Source organism: Actinomyces glycerinitolerans (assembly GCF_900098745.1).
In the GTDB taxonomy this organism is placed as follows: domain Bacteria; phylum Actinomycetota; class Actinomycetes; order Actinomycetales; family Actinomycetaceae; genus Actinomyces; species Actinomyces glycerinitolerans.
Genome location: NZ_FQTT01000014.1, coordinates 181,096 through 203,603, shown reverse-complemented (window position 1 = coordinate 203,603; position 22,508 = coordinate 181,096). Strand labels below are relative to the sequence as shown.

The 22,508-nt window shown below is 66.6% G+C and carries 17 protein-coding genes; 9 read left to right on the top strand and 8 right to left on the bottom strand.

The window, feature by feature from the left end; translation table 11 throughout:
- Positions 1–47: 47 nt before the first annotated feature.
- The 5 genes from ACGLYG10_RS13650 to ACGLYG10_RS13635 form a co-directional block, all read right to left on the bottom strand.
- Positions 48–731, bottom strand: a complete 684-nt coding sequence (locus ACGLYG10_RS13650; RefSeq protein ID WP_073333129.1) for a hypothetical protein — start codon at positions 729–731, stop codon at positions 48–50.
- Positions 728–2,104: a glycosyltransferase gene (locus ACGLYG10_RS13645; protein WP_073333126.1), complete on the bottom strand. Its 1,377-nt coding sequence runs from the start codon at positions 2,102–2,104 to the stop codon at positions 728–730. Before ACGLYG10_RS13645 ends, ACGLYG10_RS13650 begins: the two co-directional genes overlap by 4 nt.
- Positions 2,101–2,361 carry a hypothetical protein gene (locus tag ACGLYG10_RS16060; RefSeq protein WP_139240999.1) on the bottom strand — a complete coding sequence of 87 codons (261 nt, stop codon included), beginning with the start codon at positions 2,359–2,361 and terminating at the stop codon, positions 2,101–2,103. The genes ACGLYG10_RS13645 and ACGLYG10_RS16060 overlap by 4 nt, the downstream gene beginning before the upstream one ends.
- A gap of 246 nt (positions 2,362–2,607) precedes the next feature.
- The gene (gene hisD / locus ACGLYG10_RS13640) at positions 2,608–3,963 is read right to left on the bottom strand and encodes a histidinol dehydrogenase (protein WP_073333284.1); all 1,356 of its coding nucleotides are present in this window, start codon (positions 3,961–3,963) and stop codon (positions 2,608–2,610) included.
- Between the two features lie 12 nt (positions 3,964–3,975).
- Entirely contained in the window at positions 3,976–6,384 is a 2,409-nt protein-coding gene (locus ACGLYG10_RS13635; RefSeq protein WP_083565925.1) for a glycoside hydrolase family 3 N-terminal domain-containing protein, read from the bottom strand.
- A 362-nt stretch (positions 6,385–6,746) separates the two neighbouring features.
- Between ACGLYG10_RS13635 and ACGLYG10_RS13630 the strand changes: the two genes are divergently transcribed.
- Together ACGLYG10_RS13630 and ACGLYG10_RS13625 are read left to right on the top strand one after the other, a co-directional pair.
- Entirely contained in the window at positions 6,747–7,511 is a 765-nt protein-coding gene (locus ACGLYG10_RS13630; RefSeq protein WP_139240998.1) for a hypothetical protein, read from the top strand.
- Between the two features lie 58 nt (positions 7,512–7,569).
- Positions 7,570–8,673, top strand: coding sequence for an ADP-ribosylglycohydrolase family protein (locus tag ACGLYG10_RS13625; protein WP_073333121.1), 1,104 nt, complete (start codon positions 7,570–7,572; stop codon positions 8,671–8,673).
- On the opposite strand, the gene ACGLYG10_RS13620 is transcribed toward ACGLYG10_RS13625, so the two are convergent.
- Genes ACGLYG10_RS13620 through ACGLYG10_RS13610 form a run of 3 tightly spaced genes read right to left on the bottom strand, consistent with a single transcriptional unit; the run spans position 8,670 to position 10,079 of the window.
- Positions 8,670–9,041 carry a type II toxin-antitoxin system death-on-curing family toxin gene (locus ACGLYG10_RS13620; RefSeq protein ID WP_073333119.1) on the bottom strand — a complete coding sequence of 124 codons (372 nt, stop codon included), beginning with the start codon at positions 9,039–9,041 and terminating at the stop codon, positions 8,670–8,672. The genes ACGLYG10_RS13625 and ACGLYG10_RS13620 overlap by 4 nt on opposite strands.
- A complete protein-coding gene (locus ACGLYG10_RS13615; protein ID WP_073333116.1) occupies positions 9,038–9,241 on the bottom strand; it encodes a CopG family transcriptional regulator in 204 nt (67 codons plus the stop codon). The genes ACGLYG10_RS13620 and ACGLYG10_RS13615 overlap by 4 nt, the downstream gene beginning before the upstream one ends.
- A 58-nt stretch (positions 9,242–9,299) precedes the next feature.
- Entirely contained in the window at positions 9,300–10,079 is a 780-nt protein-coding gene (locus ACGLYG10_RS13610; RefSeq protein WP_073333114.1) for a hypothetical protein, read from the bottom strand.
- Positions 10,080–10,357: 278 nt separating this feature from the next.
- Here ACGLYG10_RS13610 and ACGLYG10_RS13605 point away from each other — a divergent pair, with 278 nt between their 5' ends.
- The 7 genes from ACGLYG10_RS13605 (at position 10,358) to ACGLYG10_RS13575 (ending at position 22,408) form a co-directional block, all read left to right on the top strand.
- A complete protein-coding gene (locus ACGLYG10_RS13605) occupies positions 10,358–11,944 on the top strand; it encodes a xylulokinase (RefSeq protein ID WP_073333112.1) in 1,587 nt (528 codons plus the stop codon).
- Between the two features lie 176 nt (positions 11,945–12,120).
- Positions 12,121–13,107 (top strand): LacI family DNA-binding transcriptional regulator, encoded by a 987-nt coding sequence (locus ACGLYG10_RS13600; RefSeq protein ID WP_170866520.1) that lies wholly within the window; start codon positions 12,121–12,123, stop codon positions 13,105–13,107.
- Positions 13,108–13,237: 130 nt separating this feature from the next.
- Positions 13,238–16,141: a glycoside hydrolase family 3 C-terminal domain-containing protein gene (locus tag ACGLYG10_RS13595; protein ID WP_073333107.1), complete on the top strand. Its 2,904-nt coding sequence runs from the start codon at positions 13,238–13,240 to the stop codon at positions 16,139–16,141.
- Positions 16,142–16,185: 44 nt separating this feature from the next.
- The gene (gene yicI, locus ACGLYG10_RS13590) at positions 16,186–18,315 is read left to right on the top strand and encodes an alpha-xylosidase (RefSeq protein WP_073333104.1); all 2,130 of its coding nucleotides are present in this window, start codon (positions 16,186–16,188) and stop codon (positions 18,313–18,315) included.
- Complete coding sequence (locus ACGLYG10_RS13585; RefSeq protein WP_073333103.1) at positions 18,312–20,420, top strand: beta-galactosidase; 2,109 nt, start codon at positions 18,312–18,314, stop codon at positions 20,418–20,420. Before yicI ends, ACGLYG10_RS13585 begins: the two co-directional genes overlap by 4 nt.
- A complete protein-coding gene (locus tag ACGLYG10_RS13580; protein ID WP_073333100.1) occupies positions 20,420–21,784 on the top strand; it encodes an alpha-L-fucosidase in 1,365 nt (454 codons plus the stop codon). Before ACGLYG10_RS13585 ends, ACGLYG10_RS13580 begins: the two co-directional genes overlap by 1 nt.
- 24 nt (positions 21,785–21,808) lie before the next feature.
- Positions 21,809–22,408: a DUF624 domain-containing protein gene (locus ACGLYG10_RS13575; protein WP_073333099.1), complete on the top strand. Its 600-nt coding sequence runs from the start codon at positions 21,809–21,811 to the stop codon at positions 22,406–22,408.
- The last annotated feature ends 100 nt before the right edge of the window (positions 22,409–22,508 follow it).

Below are 22,508 nucleotides of genomic sequence, written 5' to 3'. Positions count from 1 at the left end.
GTTTCAAGGGTATGGATGAGACTGGCCTTGCGGATGGTAATAGCTGCTCAGGGCTTGGTTGGCGTGATCGTCACGTCGACGTCGGCGTCTTCGGTGTAGGCGGCCGCAGTACCGGACCGGTAGGGGTAGTCGGTGTCGGTCACGGAAACCAGATGCTCGCCGTCCACCGTGATGGCAGCGGTCATTTTGCCGCTTGCGGTGGTGTCAATGGTGATGTCCACGTGGTGCTCCCGACCGACGGCGAAGCGTGGAGTGTTGCCGGAGGCCAGGAACTGCTGTTTGCCGGGGTAGGCGGGATTCTGTTTGGACACCTCCCACCCGTTGGGTTTGAGCACGAGCGCATAGAAATGGTCATTGTCCTGATAGCTCCATATCAGCCAGGCGACCTCCCACGGATTTGGGGTGCTGCCCCGCCGGAGCTGCCTGCGGGTGAACATATTCGCCTCGAAGGTCGTGACCCGTCCCGGGGCCACGCTGACTTCGCGTGAGACGGCCAGTCCCGCGTGGGTCTCGTCCGCCGCGGAGGCGGAAGCAGGCCTAAGGCTCACCGTCTTGCCGCTGCACGACGCCGAGCCGTACCCGTCGAACACCAGGTCCCAGGCCGTGCAGTTCATTTCCTCACCCCTGACGAGCCCGGCAGCGGTAAGGGTCGCTGCCATAACAATCGCTAACACCGCTGCGGACAGCTTGCGCGGGCGGCGTCGCCGAGACCTTCCAGCGGTGTCGGTCATGGTTGGGCCTCCTGAGTGACTACTTCGGGTGCGGAAGCGTGCTCCGCCTCACGGGATGTCTTGGCCCAGCCGGACCTGCCCAAGAACTCACGCGCCAGCGCTCGCCAGCCGAAGACTCCTGCGAGCAGGCCGTAGAGCACGAAGACGTGGCACCATGCCACGCAGCGCACAGGCCCTGCGTCCTCTTCGCGCGCATACAGCCAGTACACCAGGGCATACAGGTATGACGGCCCGAAGGCCAGCAGATATGTACCGGGCACCCACGACCACTGCTGAGGCACACCACGAATCACATTGATAATGCACAGCGTCAGCATCAGCAGGAATGAGACAACCATCAGGGAGCCGACGAGCAGCAGGTAGGGACTCAGTACCTGCCACAGGGTATCCGCACGGGCGCGGCCCCGTAGGTGCCGGGCGATGAAGCCCAGCAGGTAACGGGCCTGCAGATTGCCCTGGAACCAGCGGGTGCGCTGGCGAATCAGCCGCCGCAGGGAGGTGACGCCCTCCTGATGCACTGCGGCGTCGCCCCTGAACTCGTTGATCCATCCGGTGCCGTTGAGCCGGATTCCCAGATCGAAGTCTTCCGTCAGGGACCGCGTCCAGGGACTCCTTCCCAGCGCGTTCAGCGCGGCCAGCCGCACGAACTGGGCGTTTCCCCCCATGCCGACGCTCCGCATGCGGCGGCGCCCCTGCTGAAAGATCGACGTGAAGGTGACAAACTCGATGTCCTGCATCCGGGCCAACAACGAACCGCCGCGGTTGGAGATGCGCACGCCGAGCTGGACGGCACCCACGGTCTGGTCGCGGAAGGCGCCGCGCACCACGTCCCAGGCGGTGGGGTCGAGGTGCCCGTCGGCGTCGACTACGCCGACTATGACGTGCTCGGGATCGATGTCCCGGTATCGCTCACGAACGATCTCCACAGCGTGGTTAAGTGCCTCGCCCTTTCCTTGCCGGGCGTTGGGCGGATCGCGTCGCAGCAACGCGACGCGCGGGTCGGCGATGGTGCTCACGATCTCGCTCGTCGCATCATCCGACCCGTCGTCAACCACCAGGACGTGCAGCGCCGGATTGGGGTCCTCCAGCAGACGCGCCACCGATGGCCCGATCACTGCGGCCTCGTTGAGGCAGGGCATCAGCACCACGATCTGCAGTGGTGTTCCAACCGGATGCGGTAACGGCGGTGACATGCGCTCCCGTTGCCCGGCGCGCCTGCGCCTCCCGGCCAGGGTATAGGCACCACACGCCAGCACCAGCATGTAGGTCAGCGCCGCCACCACCATGCAGACGGCGGCCCAGAATCCGACCGCGTCCAGAGCGGCCGCGAGGCCTTCGTTGGCGATGACCCGACTGAACTGATCCCGACTCATGCCGCAGCCGCTCCCGGCTCGCGGGGTTGGCCGATGCCTTCGGGGGTCTGCGTTGTCGGCGCCCCGGTCGCGTCGGCAACGCGGGCTCGGCGGTACGCGAGGGATCCGTAAAGATTGAGAGCAAGAAACAACAGGGCGATCACCAGGAAACCGAAGCCCGACAAATCGAGCGACACACGGGCGAGGACTTGCAATCCTCCAGGAAACCCGCCGGAATCCGAGCAGCCCACACCGGGCGCAAACAGTAGAAAGGGCATGCTAACTCATTCAGGGACAGGGACCAGGGAGCAGCACACAAGCGATGTCAGGTTGACCTCGTGTACTTACCTGAACAAGATAACACAGTTCAGCCGGGAATACCGTCGCGAACGCTCACCAATACCACAGATGTGCGGCATCTCCTATTTGCTAGTCACCCCGTTGAATGAGGCAACCTGGATTCATGCAAGCGAAACCTGAATTGGTGTCCGCCAATTTAGAACCCTCAATTCAACATCACTAATTCAGCACCGCCGGGCGCGGGCCGCCTCACTGTGTGCGGGCAGGTTCTCGGACTCGGCCAGCGCGGTCAGCGGCGCGGTCATCGCGGCCAGTGCATCGGCGTCGTAGTTGATGAGTTGAACCGGCTTGAGGTAGGCCATGACGTTCAGTCCGGCGGCGAAGCGGGCGGTGCCACCGGTGGGCAGGACGTGGTTGGAGCCGGCCAGGTAGTCGCCCAACGGGACCGGCGAGTAGGGGCCGACGAAGATGGCGCCCGCGTTGTGAATACGGCGGGCGACGGCGGCGGCGTCGACCGTCTGGATCTCCAGGTGCTCGGCCGCGTAGGCGTCCGCGACGGCAATTGCCTGCTCCAAATCCCGCACCACGACGATCGCCGACTGCCTGCCGGTCAAGGCGGTGTGGGCGCGCTCCCGGTGACGGGTGGCGTCCAGGCGACGGGCCAGCGCGGTGTCCACGGCGTCGGCCAGGGCGGGAGAATCGGTGATCAGCACCGAGCCGGCGTTAGGGTCGTGCTCGGCCTGCGAGAGCAGGTCGGCGGCGACGTATTCCGGGTTGGCGCCGGAGTCGGCGACGATGGCGATCTCGGTGGGGCCGGCCTCGGCGTCGATGCCGACGGCGCCGCGCACCGCCCGCTTGGCGGCGGCCACATACACGTTTCCGGGCCCGGCCACGACGTCGACCGGCTCGCACAGGATGCGCCCGTCGCCGCCGCCGGCCAGGGAGTCGGCGCGATCGACGTCGTCGGCCGCCTCGGCGCCGTAGGCGAACATGGCGATGGCCTGGGCACCGCCTACCGCATAGACCTCGGTGATGCCCAGCAGCGCACAGGCCGCGAGCACGGTGGGGTGGGGCAGGCCGTCGAAATCCGCCTGGGGCGGGGAGGCCAGGGCGATCTGCTCCACACCCGCCACCTGCGCGGCGACCGCGTTCATCACCACGGAGCTGGGGTAGACGGCCAGGCCGCCGGGTGCGTACAGGCCCACCCGGCGTACGGGGATCCAGCGCTGGATGACGTGCCCTCCCGGGATGATCTCGGTGTCGCGCTCGACTGGCAGCTGGGCGACGTGCCCGGCACGGTTGTGGGCGATGGCCAGTTCCAGGGCATCGCGCACCTGCGGGTCCAGCCCGTCCAGGGCCGCCTGCAGGGCCGACGCGGGCACCCGCAGGTGGGCCGGACGCACGTGGTCGAAGCGCTCCGCGGCGTCTCGCAGCGCGGCGGCGCCACGCTCACGCACGTCGGCGATGGTGGGAGCCACGGCCACCAGCGCGGCGGCGACATCCTGGTCGGCACGCGGCAGGGCCGCCGCCAGTTCCCCGGCGGTCAGGTTCGAGTCACGCAGGTCGATGCGGTTCAGCAGCATGGTGAGAGCCTACCGGTTCCGGTAGCGGCGGGTGCGCACGTCATCAATGACGCCGGACCAGTTCAGGCCGAACCCGAAGGCGTAGGCGTGCCCGGCGGCGTCGGTGTAGGCCGCGTAGTCGAAGGGCAGGTCCTCGCAGTGCGCCTCGACGGCCTCCATGGATGCCGGCAGCGTGATCGGCAGCAGCCCCCTGGGCTCGAAATCGCCGGCCAGCAGCTCCCACACGGCCCGCTGCTGCACGCCGAAGTCCACCACGATGGCGTCTGCGTAGGGCTCAAGCTCGGCCAGCACGGCCGGGTTGTGCATGCGCACCACCACGACGACGGGCCGGTCCCCCATCGACTCGCGGGCGGTGATGACCGCATCCAAGTCGGTGGCGTTGGCGGCCCGGTTGGTCTTGCCGCGGTAGGCGCGGTCCCCGGTTTCACGGAAGTCGCCGGCGGCCAGGGAGCGGGGGCGGGCCGTGGCGGCGGTGTAGGGGCGGTACTGGAGCGTGAGCGGCAGGTAGCCGTTGCCGCCGGCGTCACGGTCCGCCGTCGAGTACGGGTTGGAAAGGGGCGACTCGATGAAGACGACGGCGGCGTCGGCCTCCTGCGGGGTGTCGGCCCGCATGTAGGGCGAGGCGGCGGCGTCGAAGGGGTCGATGTCCCGGGCGGGCTCGCCGCCGCGCATGAAGCCGGGCTGGGCTTCCACATGACGCGTGGGCACCCACACGCGGCGCACGTCGGTGCCCAGCGGCAGCACGGGCGCGGCATCGTCTGCGGCGTCGTCGGAAACGGCTACGGCGCGACGGTTCTTGAGCAGCACCAGGCTGTCACGCTGGGCGGCGCGGGCGGCGGCGGTGAAGGGCTCGCAGCCGACGACGGCGGTGGATCCGGCCGGGTCGAGGTAGGGGTTCTCAAACAGTCCGGCGCGGAAGAAGACCCGCAGCAGGCGCGAGGCAGAGGCCTCGAAGCGGGCGCGGGCCGTGGCCTCGCCGTCGCGGGCGACGATACGGCGGTAGGCCTCGATGATCGGGGCGGCCTCACTGTTGCCGCCGAACTGGTCCACGCCGTTGTCGATGGCCAGCTGGTGGCGGCCCGCCACATCCAGGTCCTCCACGCCGTAGCAGCGCTGACCGAAGTGGTCGATCTCCGGGTCGGGATCGGCGGTGATGCCCCAGTCGGTGCACACCACGCCGTCGAAGCCGTGGCCCTCGCGCAGCAGGTCGTGGACGATGGCGCGGTTGTAGGCGTTGGCCCGCGGCGGCGTCGGAGCGCCTTCGCCGTTGAGCACCTTCCCGTCGGGGGTGCGGTAATGCCAGGAGATCGTGTAATAGGGCATGACGGCGCCTGCCGATCCGGTGGGGCCGTCCAGGTGGAAGGCGGCGTCGAAGGAGCGCAGGTGTTCGGACTCGTTGCCGCCGGGGTAGACGGCGAACTTGCCGAATCCGTAGTGGGCGTCGCGGCCGCCCTCACCGGTGCCGCCGCCGGGCCAGTGCTTGACCATGGTTGACACCGACGCGCCGCCCCAGCCGGGGTCGGCGTAGGAGACGGCCGTCGGCGGCAGGTCGGCGTGGCCCGGAGTCAGGCCGAAGGCGGCGCCGGTGCCGTCGGGAGTGGTCTGCATGCCGTCGCAGTAGGCGCGGGTGTAGTCGGCCACCAGGCCGGAGTGCGGCCCCCAGGTGTCCTGCAGCCGCATCCAGCGGGGGTCGGTGGCGATGTCGATCTGGGGGCCGAGCGCCGTGGTGATGCCCAGGGCCCGGTACTCGCGGGAGATGATGGCGGCGTACTCGGCCACCCGGTCGGGCTCGAACAGGGCGGCCATGCCCAATCCCTCCGGCCAGCGGGACACATCGGCGGCGGAGGTGGCGAACTCGGCGCCGGAGGCCTCCGCGGCACCGTTGCGCGGGTCGGTTGAGGTGTTCACCGGGATGCCCAGCGGTTCGGACTCCGCGAGCGCCTGCATGGCGTTGTTCCAGCGGGCGGCGGTATCCGCATCCTGGAGGGTGAAGACGAGCACGTGACGGACGTGGTCGGCGGTGAGCATGGCGCGCTGCTGGTCGGTCAGTGCCCAGGCGGGCACGCCGGCCTCCGGGTAGGGGCGGCCGCCGTAGGTGCCGGCGAAGGGGCCGACGCCGGGGTTGGGGACCGGCTGGTGGGGCGAGTAGAGCATGAGCCCGGCGATCGCCTCCAGGCTCATCCGGGAGGCGAGGTCGGCGGCGCGCGCGGCGGCGGGCAGCCGCCAGTCCTCGTAGGGCAGCAGCGTCCCGGTGCGGGCCAGGTCCTTGAACAGGCGGCCGTCGACCTCGATCACGGGGGCTGAGGTGGCCCCCAGGGTGGGGCCGTCGTCCTGCGGGTAGAGCGTGACGGCGGGCTCGGCGTCTACGGGGACGTCGGAGTGGGAGTCGGGATTTGAGCCGGTCGTTGGGGTGGTCACGGAAGCTCCTTCTTCGGGCGACGACGCGCGGGCGCTGGGGCAAGCATCGCACGAGCGCCCAGGATTGCGCCGTCTTTCCACAGGCCGGGCGACAGACACCTGAGCACGGGGTTATCCACAAGCGCCGGACAATCGTGTCGTATGCCGGCGTTACCGTGAGTGCGTCTCCGGAGACCGGACGGCAGGCGCCGCTGCGTATCCATTGCAGGGTCCTATGTCCGGTCCCGACCGTTCCGACCCTGAGGTGCCCAATGCGCAATTCCCTCCGTTCTCCGCGTTCTCCGCTCCCCTCGCGCCCGGTTTGGCGTGACCATGTCCACTGGATCGGCTACACGCTGGCTGCGATCGCAGTGTGGGTATTCATGTCCACAGCCCTGTTCCCGGCGTGGAGAGCCGAGACGGAAGACGGCGGCCAGCTCCTGCTCATACTGGCCGCCCCTCCGCTGTTCCTGTTCCTGGTGTGGCAGGCGATGAGCCGGTTTGGGCGTTGCACCTGGCGGCACTGGCGTGCCTACCGCTTCGCGCATGGACACCCCACGCGCCGCGAGGCGCGGATGCTGGCGATGGTGCATGACCATCAGATGGCGATTGAGCATGCACGGGCGGTGGCCACGGACCTGGCAACGACACAGTCTTTGGACCTCGGCCCGGCCTGGGACGTCAATCTCAATCACGGCGAGCGAATCCTGTTCAACGGCTCCGCGCACTACTCCCGGTTCTACGGCCAGGAGGTCACCTACTGGGAGTCGAGCGCCTTCTTCTCCGGCTCTCCCCTGTTCGTAGTCGCCGGCCTGGGTGCGACGGCGCTGGGAAACCGCGCACGTCGCAATGCTGCCCTGCGTCAGGCCGCCGCCCAATGGCGCGAGGGGCAGATGACCAGATGCTTGGTGACCGATCAGCGCATTCTCATTCATCATCTTGACGGCAGGTGGCTGTCCTTCTGGTTCAGCGGTGCCGTGGGCATCTATCCCGCTCTGAATGAGGACACCCTGATCCTGGAGTTTGACGATACCTCACCACTGCGGGTGCAGGGCCCAGCCAGCCTGATCGCCTCGGTGAGCGCGATTTGGACCGCGCACGGCGTCCAGGGGCTGTTGCGGCACCCGGCGCTGGAGCCGATCCGGTAGCGGGCCTCGGTGTTCGACTCCTCGTACAGCCAAACCATTCGCCCCCTACGCTGCCGTCATGAGACTCGCCAACCCGAACTCCGCTTCCGCGGGCGCCCTGACCGACTCCCAGCTGGACCGCGTTGAGGGCGTGCTGCTGGCGCAGGCGGTCGGCGATGTCATGGGGGTGCCCTACGAACCGGGCGAGGTGCCCCTGGAGGGTCCCGCGCAGTTGCTCGGCGGCGGCTTCGGCGACTATGCACCGGGCGAGTGGAGCGACGACACTCAGATGTCCCTGTACATCGCCGAGATTACGGCCACGGGCGCGGACCTGACCGAGGACGCGGCCCTAGATGAGATTGCGCGCGGCTGGTGCCGTTGGGTGACCGTTGACGGCGCCACCGATGTGGGAGCCCAGACCCGCGCGGTGATCGACGCCGTCGCCGACACCGCTGCTGCGCCGGGAATCGCCGCCCGGATGCGGGCGGCCGCCGCGGACCTGCATGCGCGCACCGGCCGGACGGCGGGCAATGGTGCTCTGATGCGCAACGGGGTCGTGGGCCTGACCCGCCTGGGCGACCGCAGTGCGACGGCCGCCGCCGCCCGAGCGGTCGCCGAGCTGACGCACGCCGATCCCCTGGCCGGGGACGCCTGCGTGATTCAGGCCGAGATGATCCGTGCCAACGTGATGGCACCGGCGTGGCAGGGGATGCCGTATTTCGGGGCCAACGCCTTGGCGACCCTGGACCTGATTCCCGCCGAGCGTCGCGAGTACTGGCATGACCTGTTCGACGGCGGGATTCTGGACGCGGACCACTACCAGACCCCGCCGGCCGGCGACGGCTTCGCGGTGCACGCACTCGGACACGCGACACTCGCCTTCATCTTCGCCAACCGCGCCGGCCACCGCTCCGCGGCGGCCATGAGCGGTGACCGCGGGGAGGTGGCGCGCGTCTGGATGAATCTGCTGTTGGACCGGGCGGTACAGGCCAGCCAGGACAAGGACACGGTCGGGGCCATAACCGGTGCGATCGCGGGCAGCTACCTGGGTGCTAGCGCGCTTGACCCGCAGTGGGTCGCGGCCGTGCACGGCCTGCCGCGTCGCAGTGACGGCACCGACCGCACGGCCGCCGACCTGCGCGCCCTGGCCCGGGCCACCGCCACGGCCGGGCTGAACCGTTAAGGCACTCCATTTGCATTCAGCCAGCTCGCTATCCGCTGCCACTCGACTCGCCCCGCAGCAACCTCCACCACGCGGTCATAGGCCTCGTCGTCATCGACGTCCAGTTCCACGCCGTTGAGTCCCAGGAAAACGACCGTGCAGAGCCACCCGAGCCGTTTATTCCCATCGACCAACGCGTGGTTACGAACAACCGATTCCAGGAGGACAGCCGCCTTCGCCACCAAAGTCGGGTATGCGTCGTGTCCGTAAAGAGTGGTCGTTGGCCGCTGCGCTGCGGCGGCCAACAAACCCAGATCCCGTACCTCCCGCACGCCGAGGTCGGCTGCGAGTGCAAGTAGGTCTTCCAAATCGAGGAAACGTACCCTCACTCACCGAGCCTCCGCAGGAGATCGGCGTAACGGGTCCGAGTCTGCTCGGAAAGCTCGGCCAGCCGTTCCTGATGCAGGTGGCGCTCAGCCGTCTCCACAATCGCGCGCGCAGCGGCCTCCTGCTTAGAGATGTTCTGCGCCGCGGCCAACTCTCTGAGAAGTCGATCCTGGCGCTCGTTCAGCCGCAGAGTCATAGCCACTCAAGAATGATACCAGTTTGGTGGCAGGATCCAGGTGCTGCCGAGAGGCCGGCCCTTATCATCCTCCGCCCCCAGCCGGCGCATCCCGCCGATCGACGATGTGCACGGGCCCCTGCAGGCCGCACTCCCGCAGGGCGGCGTCGAGTTCCTCCACCAGGGCCTCGATGCTGGTCAACCCCGCCGCCACCTCCGCATGGTCGATCCACAGCGCTGCCACTCCCCCGATCTCGGGCACCGGCTCAATGACGAAGCGCTCCGCGGCCGCCTCCTGGAACAGTTCCAGATCCTCGGAAGGGCCGTATACGACCGTCTGCGCAGATGGAGGCGCCTCGGGACCGTTGCCGAACAGCGGATCGTGCAACCTCACCTCCACGAACACGGTGCCGTCCGCCGCCTCCGGCCGTCGTGTGCCGAGGCGACGCGGCCGACCGCGCTCGCCCGCACGTGGCTCGGGCGGCCCGGTGCCCGCGTAGGCGAAGGCGCGCAATCCTGCGGCGTTGAGGGCGTCCGCGAGTGCCGCCAGGCGCGCGTCCGCCAGGCCGTCGACGTCGGCCAGGAGCAGCCAGTCGGCTTCGGGTGTAGCCCGATTCAGGCGAAACCCGGCCCGCCGCGCGGTTGCGGCCACCTGCGCCGTCGCGTCGAGGGGAAAGACGCGCACGAAGGCGGTGTGCGGACCGGCCCGGGTTACCAGCGCCGTCGGCAGGACCAGCCCGGTATCGAACAGGTAGGGCACGCCCGGCATGGAGCGGGACGTCATGCCGTCACCGGCGGACGGGTCGGCGCGTCCATCGGCGGACTGCGGATCGGCTGGGTGCGGATCGGAAGTGGGCTCGATCATATGCGGAAGATATCCAGGAGGTACGACACGAATTCGGCGGGCTTACCGGAGACTCGGCGAGTGCCGGGAGTCGCCGAGCTACGCGAGCGGGACACAATATTGCCGCCGAGCTGTCCACCGGTGTACGCCGGGAGACTTCCACCGCGCGAGCCGTCGCCCACAGTGAACGTTCACAATTCGTGGCCGGTCCCACTATCATGGCGCCCATGGGCCCGGCCGGGCGCGACGTCGCACCCGGCCGGAAGGCAGCAACACACCAATCAGCAACGGAGCTCCGCATGACCGCAGCAACCACCCCCGCAAACATCGATTCGGCCAGCACCGCCCTCGGCGTCGAGTTCGGCTCGACCCGCATCAAAGCGGTACTCATCGACTCCATCGGCACCGTGCTGGCCGACGGGGGCTTCACCTGGGAGAACGAGCTGGTCGACGGCGTGTGGACCTACTCGATGGACGCCGTCGTCGCCGGCCTGCAGGCCGCCTACGCCGACCTGGCCGACCGCTACCGGGAGCGCTACGGCGCACCGCTGTCCGAGGTGGGGGCAATTGGCATCTCCGGGATGATGCACGGCTACCTCCCCCTGGACGCCGACGGGGAACTGCTGGCGGCCTTCCGGACCTGGCGCAACACCTTCACCCAGGACTCCTCCCGCACCCTGTCGGAACTGTTCGGGCTGAACATCCCGCAACGCTGGTCAATCTCGCATCTGCACCATGCCATTACCCACGGCGAGGAGCACGTGACCCGCATCGCCCACCTGACCACGCTGGCCGGCTACGTCCACTACCGACTCACCGGCCGCCACATCCTGGGCGTGGGCGAGGCCTCCGGCATGTTCCCCATCGGCCCGGACGGACGCTCCTTCGACGTCGGCATGCTCGGCGCCTTCGACCAGCTGGTCGACATGCCGTGGCAGCTGGCCGACATCCTGCCGGAGATCGCGCTGGCAGGGCAGGACGCCGGTCGGCTTACCCCCGCAGGTGCCCGCCTGCTCGATCCCACCGGGACGCTCCAGCCCGGGGCGAGGCTGTGCCCGCCGGAGGGCGACGCCGGCACCGGCATGGTCGCGACCAACTCGGTGCGCCCACGCACCGGCAACGTCTCCGCGGGCACGAGCGCCTTCGCCATGATTGTGCTGGAGCAGCCGTTGCGCAGCCTGGTGGAGCAGATCGACCTGGTGGCCACCCCGTCCGGAGCGCCGGTGGCCATGGCACACGCCAATAACTGCACCTCCGACCTGAACGCCTGGGTGGAGATCTTCTCCCAGTTCGCCGACGCCATCGGCCACCCCATCCAGCGGGGCCCGCTGTTCGACATTCTCCTGGACGCCGCCGCCGAGGGCAATATGGATGACGCCGGGGTGCTGTCCTACAACTTCCTGTCCGGCGACGCCATCGTCTCTCTGCCGGAGGGGCGCCCGCTCACGCTGCGCCAGCCCGGCATCCGGTTCACCCTGGCCGGCCTGATGCGCTCACACCTGTTTGCCGCCTTCGCCTCCATGGCCTACGGGTTGAAGATCCTCAAGCAGAACGCCGACACGCCGATCGACTCCATGTTCGCCCATGGGGGCATCTTCAAGACGCCCGAGATCCCGCAGCGGGTCCTGGCGGCCGCCTTCGACACCCCCGTGTCGGTCGGTCAGGCAGCCGCGGAGGGAGGCGCCTGGGGCATGGCACTGTTGGCCGGCTTCCTGCTGTGGGGCGACGGAACGCAACTGGCCGACTACCTGGAGCAGCGCATCTTCGCTGATCTGGAAGTCACCACCATCGTCCCCACACCCGCGGAGGTCGCCGAGTACGACCGCTATCTCGAGCGCTTCGTCGCCGCCCTGCCGCTGGAGCGCACGGCCACCGAGGTGTTCTAGTCGACGTCTCCCGGACGGCGGGCGGGGCGGGCTGCGGCGCGCCCCGCCCGCCGCTGTTGCTCGCCGGACGAGCCGATGTAGGTTTAGCTGGGTTCGTCGAGGCAATGGCGTCCGCCTCGGCTCCACTTCGGCTTCCTTCTTCCAAAACAAGAACAGCGACTTGGAACATGGCAACGATGAGCGACATCGCCCGTGAAGCGGGCGTCTCCCTGAGCACGGTGAGCTATGCCCTGAGTGGCAAGCGACCCATTTCTCCCGCTACACGCGAGCGTATACAGGAAGCCATCGAAAAGCTGTCATACCACCCGACGGCGTCCGCGCGCGCCCTAGCACTCAATCGCGCTTCGATTCTCGCCGTCGCGGTTCCGCTGCGTCCCGGAGCGAACGGACACGTCATCATGCAGTTCGTCCGCTCAATGCTCGGCACCGCTTATGAACGAGACGTAGACATCCTCCTGGTCACCGGGGAGGATGCCGATCATACTCAACGGGTTATCGAAGAGGGCAAGGCCGACGCCCTCGTAGTAATGGACGTCAGCGATAGCGATCCACGCATGGGATTCCTCCGCAAGCTGAGCAAGCCGGTCGTCCTCATCGGCTACCCGAAGCGCACCTACGGCCTTGCATGCGTCGACTTCGACTTCCGCGAAGCCGCTGCGCTGTGCGTACGAGAGCTCCACAGCACCGGTGCGCGCAAGATCTACATGATCCGCCCGCCTCAGGAGGCGCGCGAGCCTGTGTTCACCTACCAGCGACGCTCGCTTGAGGGCTTCCGCGATGGCCTGGACGATTTCGACCTGACTGGCGACGTCGTTGAGCTCCCCGCCTCTTACCCTGCAATCCTTCAGTGGGCTGAACAAGCGTTGACCGGCCCCGAGGCGCCCGACGCCCTTTTCGTTCACCATGAAGCCCTGCTGGCCCCCCTCGGACGTGTACTTCGAGATCTCAGCATTCAGATCCCCGACGCGCTCCAAGTAACCGCGATCGCTCCGGAAGATGTGGCGTCAGACGGCCCCTGGCAAGTATCGGGCACCACACTGCCAATCGAGACAATCGGAGCCACAGCCGTGACCATGGCCCTCGATCTGGTGGACGACGCCGAACTCGCTCCCTCCGCGCAGCTCCTTGCGCCCCGCTTCACCCGTCGCGAGACCACGCGCTGATCGGGGCCACGCGCAGATGCACCCCTAACGGAGACCGTTAGCGCAACTGGAAATCGTCGAAGCGATTCGATAATATGCTTCGTACACCGACCGCACCACGCCGGTGCACGCCGACGCACGGAGGCACTCAATGACGAAACGCCGTACGCAGCACCCGCACGAATTCTCGGGAACCGCCGACACCAGGCGGCTCGAATGGGCCCGCAAGACAGTGGCCCAGCTCACTATTGACGAGCGCATCAGCTTCCTCCACCAGTATTCCCCGGGCGTCGAGCGGCTCGGAATCGGCCCCTTCGTAACCGGCACCGAGGCGCTTCACGGTGTGGCCTGGCGTGGACCAGCCACGAGCTTTCCCCAACCGGTTGGAATGGCGGCAACATGGGACCCCGACCTGCTCAGCAGAGCCGGCCAGGTCGTCGCGGCCGAAGTCCGCCAAATGAAGCAAGCGGATCCCAACATCAGCCTGACCGTATGGGCGCCGGTGGTGAACACCCTTCGGCACCCGCGTTGGGGTCGGACCGAAGAGGCCTACACGGAGGATCCCCTGCTCAACGCCGAGCTTGCCACCGGCTACGCGACGGGGCTCCGGGGCGAGGGCGAGCACTGGACGACCGTGCCCACACTCAAACATTTCCTCGCCTATTCCAATGAGACCGACCGCTCGGCCACATCCTCACAGCTAGACCCACAGCTCCTTGAGGAGTATGAGCTTCCCGGGTTTCTCACCCCCTTGCGGCGGGGCGCAGCGGGGTCCGTGATGCTCTCATACAACCTCGTCAACGGCCGCCCCGCCCATCTGAGCGAGCTGGTCAACACCAGGCTGCGCTCCGCCGTAGCCGAGCCGGACCTGCTCTTCGTCGTGACCGATGCGGGTGCCCCAAGCAACCTTTGGAGATCGGAGAAAGTGCTTCCCAACGCTCCCGCGGCGTACGCGGCGATGCTGCGGGCCGGGGTGGACTCCTTCACCGACCACGACTCCGACCCCGGCGAAACGATCGCCGCCGTTACGCAAGCACTGCAAGACGGACTGATCACGACCGCAGACATAGACCATGCCGTGGTCAGGCAGCTGGTGGCGCGCGCACGCACCGGAGAGTTCGATTCGCTCATGGGCCAGCCTCCGCGTGAAAGCACGCCAGCTATCGACCGCCCGCTGGCATGCGCCGTCGCTCGGGAGGTGGCGACACGCAGCATCGTACTTCTGACACATGGGTCGCGCGGGCGTGCTGCACTACCCATCGCCCCCCAAAGCGCCGTCGCTGTGATCGGCAATCGGGCCCACGAGGTGCTCCACGACTGGTACTCGGGAGACCTCATTGCCCCGGTGTCACTCGTGGATGAGCTGTCGACGCGGCAGCAGGTACCCGTAAAGGCCACCAAAGCCATCGAAGCGATTCACCTATCGGTGTCGTCCGAGTCGTACCGGCGTGGGCAGTCCGCGACGGGCACTGCCTCGGAGTATGTCTTCGTCGGCGACGACGGATCATTGCGCCTCAGCCGTCCGCAGGCAGATGGCCCGCAGGTTTCGGCTCAACCCGTCCTCCTCGAGATGATCGATTTCGGCGAGAACGTCATTGCTCTACGCGGCGAAAACGGTCGTTACCTCCGCCCCGACGACTATGGCCAGCTCGCCCTCGAGGCGGAGGCAATCGGCGGGTGGGTGAGCCAGGAACTATTTCGACGCGAGCAGTTCTCGGATGGCCACTGGTTCCTGATCCATCGCGCTAGCGGACGCTACGTCGGGGTTGAGCACCATTCCGGCGCCCTCACGCTTCGCGGCACCGGGGCTGACAGTGGCGTGCCCTTCCGGGCGCAGTCTATGCAGACTCCAGAAAAGGCGTTCGCCGACGCCGCCCGTGGGGCCGACGTCGTAATCGCCGTCGTCGGGAACAATCCCTACGTGCACGGCCGCGAAACCGAGGATCGGCCGCACACGCACCTTTCCGAGCCGGATAAGGCACTCGTACGACGACTGCGGGAACTCCCCGAGGACGTCGCAACCGTGCTCCTCATCATCTCCTCCTACCCCTACGACCTCGAGGGGGCAGATGACGGCATTGATGCGGTGATCTGGTCATCTCATCTGGGCCAAAGCGAAGGCGAGGCGCTCGCCGACGTCCTGACCGGCGCGCAAGACTTCTCTGGCAGGCTCGCCCAAACCTGGCCAATCGACTCGGCTCTACCCGATCTGCTCGACTACAACATAGTGCGGACCAGGTCGACCTACCTTTATGGCCAACCGCACCGGTTCGCCTTCGGGCACGGCCTGTCGCTTGACGCTGCGCATTGGGAGCGGGCTGATTTGGAGTTGGGTCCGCACGCGGTCAACGTGCACGTCGACATCGCCGCGCCACGGCAACGTTGTACGCGGGGCCCCCTCCGTGACGTGGTCCAGGTATACGCCGATCTGCCCACCAGTGCGTTCGGCCGCCGTCCGCTGCACACGCCGGATACCCGTCTGGTTGGCTTCGCCACCGCCACCATCATGCCCGGGCAGGACCACGCCTCGGTCGATCTCGTGATCCCATTCGATCGCCTCGAGGTCTTCGCACCTGATACCGCTGCCTGGGAACTCCCCGACGGCCCGTTCCGAGTTCGCATCGCCCGCTCCAGCGCCCAGGAAACAACCGTCTTCGAGCGTGTATTCGTCCTGCCCACTGACCTCACCCGGCGGCCTCAGACGGCCTCGGCCGCACCCGCCTTCATCGACACGAGTCGCGCCGAAGATCTATCCGGCCTCGCCCGCGCGGCCGCCTCCCCGGCGCATGGGGAAGAACTTAGGCCTGAGGCAGGCAGCGGTACCTGCGACTTCATCCTGCCCGCGGGAACGCGGGTCTCCGAGCTCCGGACGCGCCGGCTGGCGGATCCCTGCGCTATCACGTCTCCAGCGGCCGAAGTCGTTGACGCCATCACGGGTGAGCCGCTCCGGGTCCCACTTACCGTCAGTGCGGAAGATCCCTATGACGTGGGTCGAGTGCGCATTCGCCTCAGCGGCCCAATCGCCCTGTTGGGTATAGAAGCCGCAGCGAATTAAACACCCAGCACAAACCCCTGAATGATCCAAGGAAAGATATCTTCATGAAGTTTTCGAACGGCTACTGGCTTACCCGCGATAACGTCACACTTCTCCACCCCAGCGAAGTATATGACGTAAACATTGCCGAAGATGGTCACTCCCTGCGCGTATTCGCCCCCACACGCCATATTGCCTCACGAGGCGACACGCTCAACACCCCGGTATTCACAATCACCCTCGACGCACCGGCGACCGACGTAATCGGTGTACGTATCACCCATCACGGTGGCACCCCGACGCCGACTCCGGCCTTCCCCCTCATGCCAGGAAGCGAGGTCGACGCCGAGGTGAGGCGGGCGGACGATGGGTCTTCGGTCACCTTGCGCTCGGGACGGCTTGAGGCCCGCGTTCGCCTTTATGGGCCTTGGCTAGTCGAGTACTTCTGGGACGGGGCCTTCCTCACCGCGTCCACGGAGCGCTCCGTGGGCTATGCCCGCGTGCGCCCGACCTCAGGGCCGACCGGCGGAGACTATGACGACGGTGCACAACCACTTGACACCCATCTTGCGGCGGGTGGCCCCTACGTGTACGAACAGCTGAGTCTCGGCCCGGGAGAGCGCCTTTACGGCCTCGGGGAGCGGTTCGGCGCCTTCGTCAGGAACGGTCAGGCGGTCGACGTGTGGAATGCCGATGGAGGGACCAGCTCTGAGCAGGCATATAAGAACATCCCCTTCCTGCTTTCCTCACAGGGCTACGGACTCTTCGTGGACGACGCCGGCCCCGTCTCCTTCGAAATCGGTTCCGAGAACGTCTCCGCCACCCAGTTCTCCGTCCCGGGCGAGACGCTGCGGTACGAGATCTACGGCGGTGGGGAGCCGCTGGAAGTACTGGAGCGGTACACCGCCCGTTCCGGTCGCCCGGCGAAGCTCCCCGAGTGGTCCTTCGGCCTGTGGCTGTCGACCTCTTTCACCACAAACTACGACGAGGACACCGTCCTGTCATTCGTTGACGGGATGGCCGAGCGGGGCATCCCGCTCTCCGTGTTCCACTTCGACTGCTTCTGGATGCGCGGCTTCCACTGGTCGGACTTCGCGTGGGATCCCGCGACTTTCCCGGATCCTCGCGGTCTAATTGACAAGCTACACGCTCGAGGCCTGCGCGTATGTACCTGGATCAATCCCTATATTGCCGAGCAATCCCGGCTATTCGACGAGGCCGCAGACCGCGGCTATCTGCTGCGGCGTGCCGACGGCGCGATTTGGCAGACCGACCTGTGGCAAGCAGGCATGGGCCTGGTCGATTTCACCAACCCCGATGCCACCGCTTGGTTCACCGACAAGCTGGAGCAACTGCTCGACGACGGCGTCGATTGCTTCAAGACCGACTTCGGCGAGCGGGTTCCCGTGGACGGCGTGATGTGGGCGGGCGGATCGGACCCGCTGCGGGAGCACAACTTCTACACTCGCCGCTACAACGAAGCGGTGTTCCGTCTGCTTGAGCGGCGGCGCGGAACCGGCGAGGCGGTGCTATTCGCGCGCTCCGCGACCGCCGGCAGCCAGGCATTCCCGGTTCACTGGGGTGGGGACTGCGAGTCCAGCTACCCCGCCATGGCTCAGTGTCTGCGCGGTGGGCTGTCGCTGGCCGCATCGGGATTCGGCTACTGGAGCCATGACATCGGTGGCTTTGAGGGGACGCCGGACCCATTGCTGTTCAAACGCTGGGTCGCCTTCGGTCTGCTGAGCTCCCATTCTCGGCTGCACGGCTCGAATTCCTACCGGGTGCCCTGGCTCTTCGACGACGAGAGCGTCGATGTCATGCGCGAGTTCGCGCTGCTCAAGGACCGGCTGCGACCGTACCTGCTCAGCACCGCGGAGGGCGCCCGAGAGCACGGTCATCCCATGATGCGTCCCATGTTCATGCAGTTCCCGCGTGATCCCGCCGCACGGGACCTGGATCTGCAGTACATGCTCGGGCCCGACGTGCTGGTAGCACCCGTATTCCGTCCGGACGGTGCGGTCGACGTTTACCTGCCGCGGGGAGTTTGGCGACACCTCATAGACGGCGAAGTCGTTGACTGCGCAGACGGAGGCCGCTTCATCCGACGCGTCTACGACGTGCACTCCCTGGGGCTGTTCGCCCGCGAGGGCTCCGTGCCGATCGATTTGGTCGGAAGTGAAGGAGGCTCCCGGTGAGTACGTGCCATCAGCCGTTCGACCCTGGGCACCTCCTGTACGGAGGGGACTGGAACCCCGACCAGTGGCCGCGTGAGGTGTGGCGGGAAGACGTCGCCCTCATGCGAAAAGCCCACGTGAACACCGTAACCGTCTGCCCGTTCTCGTGGGCCTCCATGGAGCCCCGCGAGGGCCACTACGAATTCGGCTGGCTCGATGACGCGATCGAGCTACTCGCTGACGCGGGTATCGGATTCTTTCTGGCGACCCCGACTGCCTCTCCCCCACCTTGGTTCACCCTGGCGCATCCCGACGCCCTCGCCGTTACGCCCAGCGGCGTCCAGCTGCGCCACGGCTCACGTGACACCTATGCCATTGCGGCCCCTGCCTACCGCGAGGCATGCCGACGTATCTCCCGCTTGCTGGCCGAGCGCTATGGCAAGCATCCGGCACTGCGGGGGTGGCACGTGCACAATGAGTACGGAACCATCGATTACGGCCCGCATGCCGAGCGCGGGTTCCGTCACTGGCTCAAGGACAAGTACGGCGACCTCGATAATCTGAACGACGCCTGGGGCACCAGCTTCTGGTCGCAGCGCTACGGTTCCTGGGACGAGATCCTGCCGCCGGTCGCCACACAGTATCTGCCCAATCCCGGGCTGGTTCTGGACTTCCGCCGGTATTCGTCCGATGAGATGCGCAGCGCCTACCTGGAGCAGGCAGAACAGATACGCGCGGCCGGTTCCACGGTCCCTATCACCACCAACTTCATGCTCCCGGACTGGAACAACCTCGAGCAGTGGTCCTGGGCCGAGGATTTGGACGTTATCTCCCTCGACCATTACCTGGACTCCACCTCTCACGAGGCCGAGGCGCACGTCGCCTACGGTTCCGACCTGGCGCGCTCCTGGAGCGGCGGCCCTTGGATACTCATGGAGCAGAATGCCACGCAGATCAAGCTGCGCGGCAGGGCTCTACCGAAGCCCCCCGAACGCACCATCCGCGATAGCCTGGGCTACATCGCACGCGGCTCGCAGTCATGCATGTTTTTCCAGTGGCGAGCCTCGACAGCCGGTGCCGAGCAGTGGCACTCGGGAATGCTCCCCCACGCCGGGGTCGACAGTGAGGGCTTTCGCACCGTCGTGCAGCTGGGACAGATCCTGAAACGCCTAGACGAGGTCCATCTGCCGCCCGTAGACGGACCGATCGTCCACGCTGACGTTGCGATCGTGTGGCACGCCGACGGCTGGTGGTCGCTTCAGACTCCTGACCTGCCCAGTGCGGACATCATCTATGCGAAGGAATTGCGCGCGACCCATCGCGCCCTACGCCGGCTCGGAATCGCCACCGACTTCGTCGCCCCCGGCGCCTCACTGGACTCCTATCGCCTGCTGGTCGTCCCCTGCCTGTATCCCATGGACGAGCAAACCGCCGCCTGGATCAGCGCTTTCGCCCGCACCGGCGGAACGGTGGTGGTCACCTATCTCAGTGGTTTGGCCGACTCGAATATGCGGGTGCTACCCGGCGGCTATCCAGGCCGCCTGCGCGATCTGCTGGGGGCCTACTCCGAGGCGCTGTGCCCGCTCGAGCCGGGCGTGCGGCACAGGCTGCTCAGCGCCCGGGGAAAGCCGTTGGACGCCGTTGCCTGGACCGAACACGTGCACCTTACGCACGCACGTTCCGTGTACTCATATGCGGAAGGCCCGCTTGCCGGTCTGCCGGCGATAACCTGGGCCCGGGCAGGCGCCGGGTCCGCATGGTACGTATCCGCGCAGCTTACGCGGCCTTCGTTGCAGGACCTGTGGTGCCTCATTCTGCACGACGCCGACGTCAAGCCGACCGTCGTTGGCGCTGCTCCGCTAGGGATTGAAGCGGTTGTACGGCGTTCCCGCGACGCCGACTACCTCTTCCTGATGCACGATGGCGAGATCGACGTCGACGTCACCGCGCCTGGCGTCGACCTGATGAGCGGTATCGACCTCTCCGAAGGTGGCCTGCTTAGGGCCGGGAGTTGCGCAGTCATTCGGCTTCAGCCCAATGCAGCCCATGCGGTGTCAGTTGCCATTCACAAGCCCGCCGACTACTCCACCCACCTCGAATCTGATCTCAACAGGGAGTACCAATAATGACCACCGAGGCCGATCTCACGCCAGCCCCGTTGGCGGCAGCAGGAGCTGTACAGCACGAGCCCGCGCCCGAGTATGTCTGGCCGTCAGATCCGTTGGTCAGGCAGAGCCTTGGGCACTGGCAAGACCTCAAGGTAGGCGTCATCATCCACTGGGGGATCTATACCTCTATCGGACAGGGCGGGTCCTGGTCCCTACACCGCGAAGACCTCGGCTGGTTCACAGACCCGCCCGAGGATTGGCATGGGACCGACGCCGAGTACCACACCTGGTACTACGACCAAGCCCGCACGTTCACCGGCGAAGACTTCGATGCGCAAGAGTGGGCCAGTGCCTGCGCAGCGGCTGGGATGCGGTACTGCGTATTCACCACAAAGCATCACGACGGGTTCTGCATGTACGACTCCCAGTACACCAATCTAAAGTGCACGTCCGAAGAGTCCGGCCTCCGACGTGATGTGCTCCGGGAAGTCACCGAGGCCTTCCGCGACAACGGCCTGGAAATGGGAGCGTACTTCTCCAAGGCGGACTGGTCGCGCCCGGAGTACTGGAACCGATCTGTACCAATCAAAGATCGCTTCCACAACTACAGCATCCACACCCATCCGCGGGCATGGAACCGCTTCGTGGAGTTCACCCGTGACCAGATCGAGGAGATCCTGACCGGCTACGGCCCATTCTCGGTACTCTGGCTTGATGGAGGTTGGGTCTGCGCGCCCAAGGAGCCGATTGACATCGACGGCATCGCGCGTACCGCACGCAAAGCGCAGCCAGGCATTCTCGTGGTTGACCGAGAGGTTCCGGGGCCACACCAGAACTACCTGACCCCGGAGCAGCAGCTTCCGTCAACTCCGTTGCGGGTGCCCTGGGAGGCGTGTATCTCCCTCACCAAGGAGTGGTGCGCGATGCGACCGGATGATCCCGCCAAGTCAACTGCCGAGACGATCGGCAACCTGGTGAGGATCGTCGCCGGTGGCGGTAACTACCTGATCGGCATCGGGCCCGACGCACGCGGGCGGATGGTTCCTTCAGTCAGGCGGTTCCTGCGAGATCTGGGCGAGTGGATGCAGGTCTGCGGCGAGGGCATTTACTCCACCCGCCCGCCCGAGAACCCGCCATCCGTAACGTCCGACGACGATCTGAGCTGGCACCTCACGCAGCGTGATGGAGCTCTGTACGCGTTCGGCCTCTCCGGCGCAGACTCGATTCCGGCTACTACCCTGCACGTCGGCGCCAAACTGAGCGCAGTCAACATGCTCGGCAGCGGACCACTGCAATTCCACGCAGATGGCGATACGACCGTCGTTACTGTACCCCCGTCCGCGACACGGTGGGCAACCTGCCTGCGGATCACGTTGGCATGAGTATTCGAGCAGGGGAGGCACCAAGTGGAGCCTGTTGATAATCGCACCGTCCGGGGTCTTTCGAGCTTCTTCACACTGGTAGCACTCAATCTCATCTACGTCGTCACCTGCATACCGGTGCTAACCATCGGGGCCGCAACCAGCGCGCTTCTAGAAACCATGGATGCAGTGCGCACCGATCCCGACACCGACATGTTACGCACCTACATGGCTGCACTGAAGTCCGACAAGATACGCGGCACCGTCGTCTTCTGGACCCTTTGTCTTCCAGCTCTCCTGGCGCTGTTCGCCATCAGCTTTTGGTGGTCCGTAGGCGGAGCGGCAGGCACTATCGCAGCTCTCGCGGCCGGGTTGTTCACGCTGTATCTCGCGGCAAGCACAGCGCACGGCATGCTCCTGGTTGCAACCCGCACTGCGCCTGCACGAACCACCATCCACAATTCGCTACTGCTCCCGGCTGCCGCGCCCGGACGCTCCCTCCTACTTGTTCTGGTTCCGGTCACCGAGATAGCGGTGGCCATCGCTGTGCCCGTGTCCCTGATCTTGATTCTGACGGTCGGAGTCACCATCGGTGCACTCATACAAACAGCCGTCGCGGCTCCCCTCTACGCCAGCCTGTCTTGAGTTGCGGGTGCCGAATGCTAGACATCAACAGCGTCGAAGCGTATCGACACTCACGGTTGACCAGACCGCATAACGCGGGTACGCTGAGTCGACGTTGGGA

Bases quoted from the DNA above. Each gene is read 5' to 3' on its own strand.
- ACGLYG10_RS16060 (WP_139240999.1), bottom strand. From the start codon at position 2,361: ATGCCCTTTCTACTGTTTGCGCCCGGTGTGGGCTGCTCGGATTCCGGC.
- ACGLYG10_RS13645 (WP_073333126.1), bottom strand. From the start codon at position 2,104: ATGAGTCGGGATCAGTTCAGTCGGGTCATCGCCAACGAAGGCCTCGCG.
- yicI (WP_073333104.1), top strand. From the start codon at position 16,186: ATGAAGTTTTCGAACGGCTACTGGCTTACCCGCGATAACGTCACACTT.
- ACGLYG10_RS13625 (WP_073333121.1), top strand. From the start codon at position 7,570: ATGAGACTCGCCAACCCGAACTCCGCTTCCGCGGGCGCCCTGACCGAC.
- ACGLYG10_RS13605 (WP_073333112.1), top strand. From the start codon at position 10,358: ATGACCGCAGCAACCACCCCCGCAAACATCGATTCGGCCAGCACCGCC.
- ACGLYG10_RS13610 (WP_073333114.1), bottom strand. From the start codon at position 10,079: ATGATCGAGCCCACTTCCGATCCGCACCCAGCCGATCCGCAGTCCGCC.
- ACGLYG10_RS13600 (WP_170866520.1), top strand. From the start codon at position 12,121: ATGAGCGACATCGCCCGTGAAGCGGGCGTCTCCCTGAGCACGGTGAGC.
- ACGLYG10_RS13580 (WP_073333100.1), top strand. From the start codon at position 20,420: ATGACCACCGAGGCCGATCTCACGCCAGCCCCGTTGGCGGCAGCAGGA.
- ACGLYG10_RS13595 (WP_073333107.1), top strand. From the start codon at position 13,238: ATGACGAAACGCCGTACGCAGCACCCGCACGAATTCTCGGGAACCGCC.
- ACGLYG10_RS13650 (WP_073333129.1), bottom strand. From the start codon at position 731: ATGACCGACACCGCTGGAAGGTCTCGGCGACGCCGCCCGCGCAAGCTG.
- ACGLYG10_RS13630 (WP_139240998.1), top strand. From the start codon at position 6,747: ATGTCCACAGCCCTGTTCCCGGCGTGGAGAGCCGAGACGGAAGACGGC.